At 36.0% G+C, this 11848-nt stretch carries 14 protein-coding genes, 1 tRNA gene and 1 pseudogene; 6 read left to right on the forward strand and 10 right to left on the reverse strand.

Annotation, left to right across the window (positions count from 1 at the left end; all coding sequences use genetic code 11):
• Positions 1 to 55: 55 nt before the first annotated feature.
• The 6 genes from AO58_RS0106245 to AO58_RS0106270 form a co-directional block, all read right to left on the reverse strand.
• Positions 56 to 1174: a vWA domain-containing protein gene (locus AO58_RS0106245; RefSeq protein WP_024980880.1), complete on the reverse strand. Its 1119-nt coding sequence runs from the start codon at positions 1172 to 1174 to the stop codon at positions 56 to 58.
• A 276-nt stretch (positions 1175 to 1450) separates the two neighbouring features.
• On the reverse strand, positions 1451 to 2116 hold the full coding sequence (locus AO58_RS0106250) for an META domain-containing protein (protein WP_162150396.1): 666 nt from the start codon (positions 2114 to 2116) through the stop codon (positions 1451 to 1453).
• Between the two features lie 162 nt (positions 2117 to 2278).
• On the reverse strand, positions 2279 to 2659 hold the full coding sequence (locus AO58_RS0106255) for a YchJ family protein (RefSeq protein ID WP_024980882.1): 381 nt from the start codon (positions 2657 to 2659) through the stop codon (positions 2279 to 2281).
• A complete protein-coding gene (locus tag AO58_RS0106260) occupies positions 2649 to 2876 on the reverse strand; it encodes a hypothetical protein (protein ID WP_024980883.1) in 228 nt (75 codons plus the stop codon). Before AO58_RS0106260 ends, AO58_RS0106255 begins: the two co-directional genes overlap by 11 nt.
• 1 nt (position 2877) lies before the next feature.
• A complete protein-coding gene (locus AO58_RS18140) occupies positions 2878 to 3030 on the reverse strand; it encodes a hypothetical protein (RefSeq protein WP_169733397.1) in 153 nt (50 codons plus the stop codon).
• Complete coding sequence (locus tag AO58_RS0106270) at positions 3003 to 3572, reverse strand: hypothetical protein (RefSeq protein WP_024980884.1); 570 nt, start codon at positions 3570 to 3572, stop codon at positions 3003 to 3005. Before AO58_RS0106270 ends, AO58_RS18140 begins: the two co-directional genes overlap by 28 nt.
• 91 nt (positions 3573 to 3663) lie before the next feature.
• On the opposite strand from AO58_RS0106270, the gene AO58_RS0106275 reads away from it, so the two are divergent.
• From AO58_RS0106275 to AO58_RS0106295, 5 genes and pseudogenes are all read left to right on the forward strand, one after another.
• A complete protein-coding gene (locus tag AO58_RS0106275; protein ID WP_024980885.1) occupies positions 3664 to 3909 on the forward strand; it encodes a hypothetical protein in 246 nt (81 codons plus the stop codon).
• 162 nt (positions 3910 to 4071) lie between these two features.
• Positions 4072 to 4512: a KTSC domain-containing protein gene (locus AO58_RS0106280; protein ID WP_024980886.1), complete on the forward strand. Its 441-nt coding sequence runs from the start codon at positions 4072 to 4074 to the stop codon at positions 4510 to 4512.
• A 168-nt stretch (positions 4513 to 4680) separates the two neighbouring features.
• Positions 4681 to 5427 (forward strand): DUF4369 domain-containing protein, encoded by a 747-nt coding sequence (locus AO58_RS0106285; protein WP_024980887.1) that lies wholly within the window; start codon positions 4681 to 4683, stop codon positions 5425 to 5427.
• A gap of 18 nt (positions 5428 to 5445) precedes the next feature.
• Positions 5446 to 5832 (forward strand): annotated as a pseudogene (locus AO58_RS0106290) (peroxiredoxin family protein); the annotation flags it as partial.
• Between the two features lie 174 nt (positions 5833 to 6006).
• Positions 6007 to 6087, forward strand: a tRNA-Tyr gene (locus tag AO58_RS0106295).
• Positions 6088 to 6139: 52 nt separating this feature from the next.
• Here AO58_RS0106295 and AO58_RS0106300 read toward each other — a convergent pair.
• Together AO58_RS0106300 and AO58_RS0106305 are read right to left on the reverse strand one after the other, a co-directional pair.
• On the reverse strand, positions 6140 to 6835 hold the full coding sequence (locus tag AO58_RS0106300) for an SIMPL domain-containing protein (RefSeq protein ID WP_024980889.1): 696 nt from the start codon (positions 6833 to 6835) through the stop codon (positions 6140 to 6142).
• Between the two features lie 52 nt (positions 6836 to 6887).
• Positions 6888 to 7526 (reverse strand): rhomboid family intramembrane serine protease, encoded by a 639-nt coding sequence (locus tag AO58_RS0106305; protein WP_024980890.1) that lies wholly within the window; start codon positions 7524 to 7526, stop codon positions 6888 to 6890.
• 110 nt (positions 7527 to 7636) lie between these two features.
• Here AO58_RS0106305 and AO58_RS0106310 point away from each other — a divergent pair, with 110 nt between their 5' ends.
• Positions 7637 to 8506, forward strand: a complete 870-nt coding sequence (locus tag AO58_RS0106310; protein WP_024980891.1) for a lysophospholipid acyltransferase family protein — start codon at positions 7637 to 7639, stop codon at positions 8504 to 8506.
• A gap of 60 nt (positions 8507 to 8566) precedes the next feature.
• Here AO58_RS0106310 and AO58_RS0106315 read toward each other — a convergent pair whose 3' ends face one another.
• Together AO58_RS0106315 and glmM are read right to left on the reverse strand one after the other, a co-directional pair.
• Positions 8567 to 10054 carry an aminotransferase class V-fold PLP-dependent enzyme gene (locus AO58_RS0106315; RefSeq protein ID WP_024980892.1) on the reverse strand — a complete coding sequence of 496 codons (1488 nt, stop codon included), beginning with the start codon at positions 10052 to 10054 and terminating at the stop codon, positions 8567 to 8569.
• Between the two features lie 286 nt (positions 10055 to 10340).
• On the reverse strand, positions 10341 to 11729 hold the full coding sequence (gene glmM, locus AO58_RS0106320; RefSeq protein ID WP_024980893.1) for a phosphoglucosamine mutase: 1389 nt from the start codon (positions 11727 to 11729) through the stop codon (positions 10341 to 10343).
• Positions 11730 to 11848 lie beyond the last annotated feature (119 nt).

Genomic DNA, 11848 nt, shown 5'->3' on the forward strand with positions numbered 1-11848 from the left:
TTCTGACTTCTATTTTCTTCTTTCTGAACACTGCCGTCTGCCTTCTGAACACTCCCTACTTAATCCGCTTCTTTCGATTCGCCTCATAATCCTCAAAAATCATTTCACCCAATCCTTTCAAACCCGTATAAAAGGCTTTTCCTTGATTGGCTTCGGTAAAATAGGTCACAAACTTTTGCAAATACGGATCATTTGCTATCATAAAAGTGGTGATAGGAATGTGTAATTTTCTGGCTTGTTGCGCCTGAGTGTAGCACTTGTCAACAATGTATTGGTCTAAGCCATTACTATTCATATAATACGAGCCATCTTTCTCCCGAACACAACTTGGTTTCCCGTCGGTAATCATAAAAATTTGTTTGTTGGTGTTGCGTTTTCTTCGGAGTAAATCCATAGCCAATTGCAAACCTGCAACAGTATTAGTATGATAAGGTCCGACTTTTAGATACGGTAAATCCTTAATCGCAATCGTCCAAGCATCATTTCCAAAAACCAAAATATCCAAAGTATCTTTTGGATAACGTGTTGTAATCAATTCGGCCAAGGCCATAGCTACTTTTTTGGCAGGCGTGATGCGGTCTTCGCCGTACAAAATCATACTATGGCTAATGTCAATCATCAAAACCGTACTCATTTGGGCTTTGTACTGCGTGTCCTCGACCACCAAGTCGTTTTCTGTAAGTTTAAAATCAGCTACCCCATTATTGATTTGGGCATTGCGCAAACTTTCTGTCAGCGAAATACGTTCCAAACTATCGCCAAAATGAAACTCTCGAAACTCACCCGTATGTTCATCGCCATTGCCACTGTGTTTCGTTTTATGATTACCATTCCCGGAGCGCTTCATGTTCCCAAAAATAGTATCCAGCGCTTGCTGTCGGATGGCGCGTTCAGTTTTGGCTGTAATGCCCGTTCCAGTTGTACCGTCGTCTTTCAATTCCTCACGGATGTAGCCTTTTTTCTTTAAATCTTCAATAAAATCATCAATGGTATAACTGGCATCGGTCAATTTATATTCCTTGTCCAATTCGCGCAGCCAAGCAATCGCCTCGTCAAAATCGCCCGAAGTATGCGTAATCAATTCTTTAAAAATAGGAAACAAACGGTCAAACGGCGACTGAAATGGCGCTTCATACGTCTTAAAATAAAATCCAGCATGGTTTTGGTTTTTCATCGCAAACAACAAATAGGATTAGGAATCACAATACTTTCAATACAAACTTCACTCCTATTTTGGAGCAGAAACAATAGGCTTTTTAGCCAGCATCGTCCCGTCATCCGCTATATCTTTTTCTTTTTAAAGAAAAAAGAAAAAGGATGCCGCTACTACCGGGGCTAAAGAGCAACAATTGGCCTTTCGATTGGCAAATTAAAAATACAGCATTTTGATTCGGTTGTCTACCGAACGTTTATTAATTTTAAGTTAAATGCAAAAGAAGGTAAAAAAACGCTAATCTACTTTCTTAAAAACCAACTCAATTCCAGACGGATTAGTCAGCGTTAATCGCATATTAGCAACTTGGTAGGTAGTACTACTCTCTAGCGAATGGAGCAGTTCGCTTTCTCTATTTTGGGAACCACAAGCCATTTCAGTAGTAGCTATATTTGTGAAGCGCAACAAACCTTTTTCAAAAAAGAGTTTCCCATTCATTCGGTTACACCCCCCATACCCCATAAAGGTTCCTTCTGTCGTGTTGATTTCTAGATAAGGTAATTCTTTGCTGAATTTGTTGATCGATATATTTTCTCCATTCATCTTTTCTAATACCCAAATATCATGCAGTTTCGGATCCATTACATAATAACCACAACCTGAGAGTGTAGTTTTTAAGTCATTTCCTTGATACACTTCTACCCTAACTTGATACGGCAAAACAGCGCCAGACATGGTATTGGTACACTGATCCTGCTCGATAGTAATAATCATCGTCCCTGTTTCGGTCGATACACTGTAACGTTTTACATTAGCATCCATCGCTCGTACTGGCTCAACATGCGGAGCATTGAATGCTTTGAAATCAGGCAATAAAGAAGTAAACTCAATTTGATTTGAGCTAATTTTCAAACTCCATTCAGGTTCATTACCTATCGCTCGAAAATAAATTTCTTTTTCCATATTTTCTTTTTGTAATTGATACGCTCTAGTAGATTGCTCATTAGTAGTTATAACAGGTTGCGTTGCTTGCGTTTTACAACTGCAGAGTAAAAAAAGGAAAAATAAAGTACAACAATATCGCATCATGATTGAAAATTTTAAAGGAAATAAAACAAAAAACATTTATAAGAACACACCATCAACATAAAACCAGTGCCCGTCAACTTTCTCAAAAGTGGAACGTTCATGGTGGCTATATTTTTCACCATCAGGCCCGGTAAAAAAAGCTTGAAATTCAACGATTGTAGCATCAAAAGCAATAATTTCTAACTTTTCCCATTGGTTTTCGCTAGCCCAACGTAAAATTTCATCTTTAGAAAAAAGGCTTCTAGTACTCTCGTGTGTAGTCGCTATCAAATAGTCCGCATTTTTAACTACGTAAGCGCTATAACGTGATTGCATCAAAGCCAAAGCAGTTGGCGCGGTTTCGTAGCCTAAAATGTATTTTTCGCAACACGCTCCAAAAGCTCTTTCTGAGCCGCACGGACAAGTATTATTGTGCATCCTCAGGATTGATTTTCTGAAACAACTGATTCAGCAACACTTGATATTTGCTGATTTCGATTAAATCGGCATCATCTTCTGAATGGTCTAGAAGTTCATCCAAAGCTTCACTTACTTCGGTCAATTTATTATTGGCTTCACGGTTTTGTTTTTGTGCTATCAAGTCGATAATTTCTTGCACTTGTATTTTCAATTGGTCAAACGGATTCTGGCTCATATTATTCATTATTAGACGCTTGGTCTTCGTTAAACTTTTTTACAATTTCTTTTAATTTCGCTTTGCGCTCCATAGCCGCTTTCTTGGCCTTATCTTGGGCTTTGTGCAACTTGTCGTTGTGTTTCTTTATGTTTCTTTCGTTGTTTCTTCCCATTGTATGCTACGTTTTATTTCTTCAAGAGAGCGCTCAGTATAGATAAGTTTCTCAATTATTTTTTTTCTCAATTCGTCTATATCTTCATAATCAAAATACTTTGCCCAGTTGGTCAATTCGAACAAATTCCGAATTTGCTTGATTCTTTTGGTAGTCTCAAAACTGGTTCGAAGCACCGCTTTTTTATCATAATTAGGATTTTGTTTGTGCTGATAATTTACGGTTCGTTTAGTATAATCTGCTGCAATGTAATATAACTTATCTTCTGCGTTATCGGGATAAAAATCCTCCCAACGCGCAAATCCAACTTTAAATTTAGAGTTTGTGGCGGGTTCCAATGGTTCCAAACGCCATTTACTATTCGCAAATCGCCCCCAATGATTGGATAAACGAAACATTCCTTCAGGAGTGTAATAATATTTACTCCCCGAGGCACTATGATATTGCAAAACCAATCCCTCAATTTGCTCCAAAGCAACTTCATAAAAAACACAAAAAGTGTTTTTAAAAGATTGTGGTGCGGGTCGAAAAACATTTTTCATAGCCACAAAGGTAAGCAGAATAACCAAAACGAATATAATAGCCATAATTATTGTGTATCTTTGCCCTTTATAAATTTGAAGTTTCAGAATCATGGAAAAAGGAATACCAAGCAAAATGCTTAAAAAAGGAGTATATACAGGAATTATAGAACAAGACGAAGACAACAACTTTTTTTGTGGTACTTATTTACTTGATTATAAAATGGCTTTACAATTTAAATTAGGAGACATCATTACGATCAAAACCATTATCGAGAATCCAAGCGATAAAAGTTATGATAAGTATCCCAAAAAATCAAAAAACTTTGACAAGGCCAATTTGAAACCTGAACAATAAACAGGCACATAACACACAATAAATCAAAAACTTAAGTTTGTTTTTGATTTTTTTTTGGTCCTAAACTAAAAAGATAAAAAAAAGTGTACCTTTGCAAAAAATTTGTCAAAATTGAATTCTAATTCATTCCTTTATAGTAAAAGACAATAAGTTACCTTATTTATGAAAAAAATCGTTGAATACCGCAAGCTACTAAATGTAGACAAAACTGTAGACCTTAAAGAGTTAAAAACTATTTATCGCAATGCGATGAAAGATGCGCATCCTGATAAATTTCAAGGTGATGAAGAAGGATTAAAAGCTGCTGAAGAAAACAGTAAAAAAATCATTGAAGCTTACCACTTCTTAGTAAGCATCAATCCTGAGACCATTAAACAAAATTTACCAGAATACACTGAAACTATTGCTACATCAACCATTACTGACTACAAATTTGTAGAAGGTCGTTTGATTATCAATTTCTCTAACGGAAGTGTATATGAATACATCAGCGTACCAAAAGCAACTTACGTGAAAATGGTAAATGCTGATTCACCAGGGCGATTTGCAAAAAGACACATTCTTAATGCATTTACTTGGAGAAAAACCATTAATCAAGACTAATCTTGCAAAAAAATAGTTTAGAAAAGCACTCATTTTGAGTGCTTTTTTATTTATATCATAAATCTTACTTAAAAAAAGAACGGAATAACAAAATTTTAGGTGGCAATAGTGTGCGTAATTTATAAATTTAAATACTTTTGCAATCAAATCTAATAACATAACTCAAAAATGAAAAAAGTCATTTTATTATTATCTGCTTCTGTTGTATTATTTTCATGCAACAAAGATTCTTACACTATTTCTGGTACTGCAAAAGGGATCGAAAATGGAAAAACTATTATTTTAGAAAGTCAAGATGACAAATTAGGCGTGATCGCTATTGACACAGTAAAAGTTGAAAACGGAAAATTTGAAATCGAAGGTAAAGCTACTGAGCCTTCTTTCCATTTAATTACTGTTGAAGGAATTCAAGGAAAATTGCCTTTCATTTTAGAGAATGGATCTATTGAAATCGTAATCAATAAAGATACACTTCAAAAATCTAAAATTTCTGGAACCTACAATAATGACGAGTTTACTTCATTTAACGAAGAAATCAACAAAGTTCAAAAGAAATTAATTGATTTTCAAACCGCTAACACTCAAAAAATGAACGACGCTCAAGCTAAGAAAGACACTGTGGTGATCAATAGTTTGATGAAAGAATTCATGGCTATCCAACAAGAAGTAAGTACAGCGTCTAAAAACAAATATGTTTCGTATGCCGAAACACATCCAAAATCTTTCATTAGTGCTTTAATCATTCAAGGAATGTTGAATGATCCATCAACCGATGTTAAAAAAGCGGAAAAACTATTCGAAAGTTTAGAAGATGATTTGAAAAACACAAAACCAGGTAAAGCGATCAAAAGTCGTTTAACTGAAATGAAAGCACCTACTGTTGGAGCAACTCCAACGGCACCTGCTACAAAATGAAGATCTGATTTTGCTGCGCCTAATCCTGAAGGCAAAGTAATTAGTTTAAAACAAAGCTTAGGTAAAGTTACTATTGTAGATTTTTGGGCCTCTTGGTGTCCACCATGTCGCAAAGAAAATCCAAATATGGTAGCTTTATACAAAGAATTACACCCTAAAGGTTTAAATATTATTGGAGTCTCTTTAGACAAATCTGCCAAAGCGTGGAAAGAAGCTATTGCCAAAGATGGTTTAACTTGGACACAGGTCTCTAATCTTAAATTCTGGGATGAACCCATTGCCAAACAATACAATGTAGAGTCGATACCTGCAACGTTTGTTTTGGATGCTTCTGGAAAAGTAGTAGCTCAAGGTTTAAGTGGCGCCGAATTAAAAGCAAAAATAATGGAGCTTTTATCCAAATAATACAAGTACAATCGTATATATAAAAAATCTCCCTAGTGGAGATTTTTTTATTTCACTCACTCCCAATACATTAAAAAATTCCCTAAAAATTATTGCATTTTTTGTTTGGAAAGCTAAAAAGTGTTCTTATATTTGCACCCGGTTAGCGCAGCGAGCAAGACTTGCTGAGAAATTGGGGAGATACTCAAGCGGCCAACGAGGGCAGACTGTAAATCTGCTGTGAAAACTTCGCAGGTTCGAATCCTGCTCTCCCCACAAAAAAAGTCCCGATGCAAATCGGGACTTTTTATTTATACAAACTTCTCGTTTATTCTAAAATAAAACTCACACTCACATTTACTACAATCGCAATTTCTCCAATGGCTAATGTTTCTCTTGGAGTAGCTTCAGCAGCATCACTCATAGTAGCCTTCATTGCATACACAGGTGTAGGTGACGGATAGTAATTTGAAGAGTTGTCCGATATCATCAACGCCTTACCCACTTTTTGTCCCAATACAGACACAAAATCATCTGCTTTGGCTTTGGCGTCCTTCATAGCTAATTTTCGAGCCTCAGCTTGATATTGTGCCAATTTTGAAGATTGAAACGTAACGCCATCAATTCGGTTAACTCCAGCATCTACCAATCCTTCCATTAGACTATCATACTTAGTTAAATCTTTCAACAAAATCTCGATCGTTTGACTTGCATTATAGAAACGCTTTTTAGATTCATATTCGTATTGTGGATTTAGCGCCACACGACGCGTTTTGTAGTCTTCTGTAGGTAAGTTTATTTTTTTTATAAACTTTAAAACAGCTTCAACTTTTATGTCATTTTCTTTCTTAACATCTTTGGCGTTGGCTCCTTTGGTTTCAACAGTTATTACAATTGCGGCTTGGTCTGGAGTTACTTTTACTTTTCCTTCTCCGCTTACACTAATTTGTGGGACAGGTTTTGTTTCTTGAGCTTGAACAAATAATGTTGAAGTAATCAACAATAAGGCTAATACTTTTTTCATACAGTTTATTTTTAAATGATTTTATTACAAAACGAAAGCAAAAGTAATGCCATTATAATTTTCCTCTTTTTTCCAAAACAAATAAAAGCACAATAGGAATCGCTAAAAGCAAGACCATCAACGAATGTTCAACTAACAATTGTGGTTCTTTTACCAAAGTAATTACATAACCACCAACAGCCCCACCAAAATGTGCGGTGTGACCAATATTGTCGTTTTGCGCTTTCATACCATAAATAGAATACAAAAGATAAAGTATCCCGAATAAATAAGCCGGGATCGGGATTACGAAAAATAAACCCAACATCATATCGGGTTGCAATAAAATAGCGGAATACAAAACCCCTGTAACAGCCCCTGACGCTCCTACAGCCCTATAACTATAATCGTTTTTGTGAAAAGACATCGTGAGCAAACTTCCAAACACTAAACTCCCAAAATACACTAGGACAAACGAAAAATTACCCATAAACCCAAGCACAACTGGCGCAAAAAAATACAGTGTCAACATATTAAAAAGCAAGTGAGACATATCCACATGCAAAAAACCTGAAGTCAGCATTCTTATTTGCTCACCAGCACGAATACTTCCTACGTGAAATTCATATTTTCTAAAGAAATAAGTATCGTTCCAACCTTTGTAACTTACTACAACATTGGCCAAAATTAGGCCCAATAAAATCATGTTCATAAAAAATGCATTTAGTTATTGGTAAAGATAGTAATCTTACATTTTTTAACCCTCGTTGGCTTAACTTATATTATTTCCTTTTTTGAGCTATATTTGCATAAAAAAAATACATGCAACTTCTTGTTTACATCCTAGTTTTCCCATTCCTATGGATGATTTCGATACTTCCTTTTCGCGTTTTCTATTGGTTCTCAGATCTTATTTATTTAATAGTATATCGAGTAGTAGGTTACCGCAAACAAACGGTGCGTGACAATATTGCTTTGGCACTTCCACACTTGACCACAACCGAACGATTAGCTATTGAAAAGAAGTTTTTTAGACACATGTGCGATATGTTTTTAGAAATGATCAAAACTTTGAGCATTTCACATAAAGAAATGGACAAGCGTTTCAAAATCACCAATATTGAATTGGTAAAAAAATTTGAAAACAAAGGCAAAAGCACCATTTTAATGACCTCTCACTATGCCAGCTGGGAATGGCTCATGACACTGAACAACCAAACTAAATTTTACGGAGTTGGGGTGTATAAAAAAATCGCTAACAAATACTTTGATCAATTGGTGCGGGACATCCGTTCACGATTTAATGCAGAATTGGTGGAAACGACCAAAGCCATTCCGTTAATGCGAGACAATGAAAAAACTGGCAAACTATTCATGTATGGCTTAGTGAGTGATCAATCACCAAAACTTGATAGAGCCTTCCATTGGCATAAATTCATGGGAATTGAAGTACCCGTTCATACAGGTGCCGAAATGCTAGCAAAACGATATGATTTTAATGTTCTTTTTGTAGATGTAAAAAAAGTAAAAAGAGGATATTACGAAGCTACTTTCGTAAATATTTCCGAAGATCCAACCAGCATTCCGAACTTTGAAATGACAGAGCGTTATTTAAAACTAGTCGAAAAACAAATCCTAGATACACCTGAATATTATTTGTGGACACATAAAAGATGGAAACACAAACGTTAATCCATAAAAAAACTCATTACCAACTGTAATGAGTTTTTTTTTTAGAAAAGAAAATAAAATCTACTTAGCAAACCATTGTTCAACTAATTTGTTTTCGAATGAAGTAGCCTTTTGATGCAAAAACTCATTGGTTTCGGCATTATATTGATATTCCTTGGCCCATTCTTTATGATTTTCAGCTAAAGATTGAATAGCATTACAAACGTATTCGATTTCAGCTGAAGTTGTAGTCGGATGAATAGACATTCTGATCCAACCTGGTTTACGGATTAAATCTCCTAAACTAATTTCATTAACCAACTTATGAGACGTTTCTTGATCTACGTGTAGCAAAAAGTGACCGTAAGTTCCTGCGCAACTACATCCTCCTCTTGTTTGGATTCCAAAACGATCGTTGAGTAGTTTCACTCCCAAGTTAAAATGCAAATCATCTATAAAAAACGAAATCACGCCCAAACGTTCTTGATGTTGTCCAGCTAAAATTTTAATATTTGGAACATTTTGTAATGAATCAAAAACATAGTCCACAATTTCGTGTTCGCGTTTCAAAATATTGTCAATACCCATTTCGTCTTTCAACTGAATGGCCAAAGCTGTTTTTATCACTTGCAAGAAACCTGGTGTTCCTCCATCTTCCCTATCTTCAATATTGTCAATATATTTATGTTCACCCCATGGATTTGTCCACGATACGGTTCCACCACCTGGACAATCTGGCACCATATTGTTGTACAATTTTTTATTAAAAACCAATACTCCTGAGGTACCTGGTCCACCTAAAAATTTGTGTGGAGAAAAGAAAATAGCGTCCAAATAAGCTTCTTCATCCTCAGGATGCATATCGATGGATACGTAAGGACCAGAACAAGCAAAATCCACAAAACATACGCCATTATGTTGATGCATCATTTTGGCAGCCTCGTGGTAAGGTGTGCGAATACCTGTAACATTAGAACAAGAAGTAATTGAAGCAATTTTTAATGTTCGCTCTTTGTATTTTTCGAGTAATATTTTTAGATTTTCTAAAGAAAAAAGTCCGTCTTCTGTAGAAGGAATTACTTCAACATCGGCAATGGTTTCTAACCAAGAAGTCTGATTGGAATGGTGCTCCATATGAGAAATAAAGACCACTGGCTTTTTCTCTACTGGAATAGCTACAAAATCTTTTAAATTTTCTGGCACTTTAATCCCTAAGATACGCTGAAATTTATTGACCACACCCGTCATTCCAGTACCATCCGTAATTAAAACGTCATTTTGATTGGCATTAACGTGTTGCTTAATGATATTTCTAGCGTGGTGATAGGCTTTGGTCATGGCCGTTCCAGAAACGGTAGTTTCCGTATGCGTATTGGCGACAAAAGGTCCGAAGGCATTCATCAATTTTTCTTCGATGGGGCGATATAATCTGCCGCTTGCTGTCCAATCGGTGTAGATTATTTTTTTTCGTCCAAAAGGTGATTCAAATTCTTGCTCAATTCCGATGATGTTTTTGCGAAATTGCTGAAAATATTGTTCTAAAGCCGTCTCTTTTGTGCTATTTGTCATTATATCTTTCATTTGATTGCAAATATATTGTATTTGATTGAAAACGTAGGATTGATTTTGGTTTTAACATTAATAAAAAAACCTTTTCAATACTGCTACTGAAAAGGTTTCTCTTGATTTATAATGCTAAAAAATGAAACGAAAAAAGCCAATTGTGACTCTTTTACCCCCGATAGGAGCGGCATCCTTTGTTTTTTTTCTTTAAAAAAACAAAGATATAGCGGATAGCGGGATTGCTGTTTCCTGATTAGCCTTTGTTTCGGTCCTAAAAACTAAACTTGTGTTTTTAGATTCCAGCGACTGCTTTGATTTCGTCAATGATTCGCAACGCTAAATCGTCGGCCAATTGTTGTGTAGCAGCTTCGGTATAAATACGGATAATCGGTTCTGTATTTGATTTTCTTAGGTGCACCCAATTTTCGGCAAAATCTATTTTCACACCGTCAATGGTCGTGATGTTTTCTGATTTATACTTATCGGTCATTGCCACTAAAATCGCATCCACATCAATTTGAGGCGTCAACTCGATTTTGTTTTTACTCATATAATATTCTGGATACGAAGCACGCAACTCAGATACTTTCATTTTTTTATTGGCCAAATGTGTCAAAAATAAAGCCACGCCTACCAAGCTATCGCGCCCGTAATGCAATTCAGGGTAGATGATTCCACCATTGCCCTCACCTCCGATGATAGCGTTATTTTTTTTCATTAATTCCACAACATTAACCTCGCCTACTGCACTCGCTTCATAGCTGCCGCCGTGAGCAACAGTTACGTCTCGCAACGCTCTTGAAGAAGACATATTCGAAACGGTGTTACCCGGAGTTTTGCTCAACACATAATCCGCACAGGCTACCAAAGTGTATTCTTCGCCAAACATTTCGCCATCCTCAGAAATGAAAGCCAAACGATCAACATCTGGGTCTACGACGATTCCTAAATGCGCTTTTTCTTCGACTACTAAAGCTGAAATATCCGTTAAATGTTCTTTTAAAGGTTCTGGATTGTGAGGAAAATGACCATTGGGTTCGCAGTACAATTTTACTACTTCAACCCCCATTTGTTCTAACAATTTTGGGATGATGATTCCGCCAGATGAATTCACACCATCGACTACAACTTTAAAATTGGCCGCTTTTACTGCTTCAATATCGACTAATGGCAAGTTCAATACTTCATCGATATGAATATCCATATAAGCGTCATTGATGGTGATTTCGCCCAAACTATCTACGTCAGAAAAATCAAAAGCTTCCGCTTCGGCAATTTCTAATATTTTCTCGCCATCGGCACCACTTAAAAATTCGCCTTTTTCGTTAAGAAGCTTCAAGGCATTCCATTGTTTTGGGTTATGAGAAGCGGTCAATATAATTCCGCCATCGGCTTTTTCCATAGGAACTGCGACTTCAACGGTTGGTGTCGTGGACAATCCTAAGTCGATTACATCAATGCCTAAACCTAATAAGGTATTCACCACTAAATTGTGAATCATAGGTCCAGAAATACGAGCATCTCTACCAATTACAACGGTATTTTTTTCTTTATTGCTATGTTTTTTTAACCAAGTTCCGTAGGCCGAAGCAAATTTTACTGCATCTACAGGAGTTAAATTGTCACCCACTTTTCCTCCAATCGTTCCTCGGATACCTGATATTGATTTGATTAATGTCATTTTATTTCAATTTGGTTATAGCTACAAATATAAAAAAGTTGGATGGGCTAATTGCCTTTCGTCAGAAAACTTTTTGATTTAAGAAATGGTAGCTTCTATTGTGAGGCTTTTTAAAGTTT

Source organism: Flavobacterium succinicans LMG 10402 (assembly GCF_000611675.1).
Lineage (GTDB): Bacteria > Bacteroidota > Bacteroidia > Flavobacteriales > Flavobacteriaceae > Flavobacterium > Flavobacterium succinicans.

What these genes read in the sequence shown, in the direction of transcription:
- AO58_RS0106245 (WP_024980880.1), bottom strand. Translation starts at nt 1,174, where the DNA reads ATGAAAAACCAAAACCATGCTGGATTTTATTTTAAGACGTATGAAGCG.
- AO58_RS0106250 (WP_162150396.1), bottom strand. Translation starts at nt 2,116, where the DNA reads ATGGAAAAAGAAATTTATTTTCGAGCGATAGGTAATGAACCTGAATGG.
- AO58_RS0106255 (WP_024980882.1), bottom strand. Translation starts at nt 2,659, where the DNA reads ATGCACAATAATACTTGTCCGTGCGGCTCAGAAAGAGCTTTTGGAGCG.
- AO58_RS0106260 (WP_024980883.1), bottom strand. Translation starts at nt 2,876, where the DNA reads ATGAGCCAGAATCCGTTTGACCAATTGAAAATACAAGTGCAAGAAATT.
- AO58_RS18140 (WP_169733397.1), bottom strand. Translation starts at nt 3,030, where the DNA reads ATGGGAAGAAACAACGAAAGAAACATAAAGAAACACAACGACAAGTTG.
- AO58_RS0106270 (WP_024980884.1), bottom strand. Translation starts at nt 3,572, where the DNA reads ATGAAAAATGTTTTTCGACCCGCACCACAATCTTTTAAAAACACTTTT.
- AO58_RS0106275 (WP_024980885.1), top strand. Translation starts at nt 3,664, where the DNA reads ATGGAAAAAGGAATACCAAGCAAAATGCTTAAAAAAGGAGTATATACA.
- AO58_RS0106280 (WP_024980886.1), top strand. Translation starts at nt 4,072, where the DNA reads ATGAAAAAAATCGTTGAATACCGCAAGCTACTAAATGTAGACAAAACT.
- AO58_RS0106285 (WP_024980887.1), top strand. Translation starts at nt 4,681, where the DNA reads ATGAAAAAAGTCATTTTATTATTATCTGCTTCTGTTGTATTATTTTCA.
- AO58_RS0106300 (WP_024980889.1), bottom strand. Translation starts at nt 6,835, where the DNA reads ATGAAAAAAGTATTAGCCTTATTGTTGATTACTTCAACATTATTTGTT.
- AO58_RS0106305 (WP_024980890.1), bottom strand. Translation starts at nt 7,526, where the DNA reads ATGAACATGATTTTATTGGGCCTAATTTTGGCCAATGTTGTAGTAAGT.
- AO58_RS0106310 (WP_024980891.1), top strand. Translation starts at nt 7,637, where the DNA reads ATGCAACTTCTTGTTTACATCCTAGTTTTCCCATTCCTATGGATGATT.
- AO58_RS0106315 (WP_024980892.1), bottom strand. Translation starts at nt 10,054, where the DNA reads ATGACAAATAGCACAAAAGAGACGGCTTTAGAACAATATTTTCAGCAA.
- glmM (WP_024980893.1), bottom strand. Translation starts at nt 11,729, where the DNA reads ATGACATTAATCAAATCAATATCAGGTATCCGAGGAACGATTGGAGGA.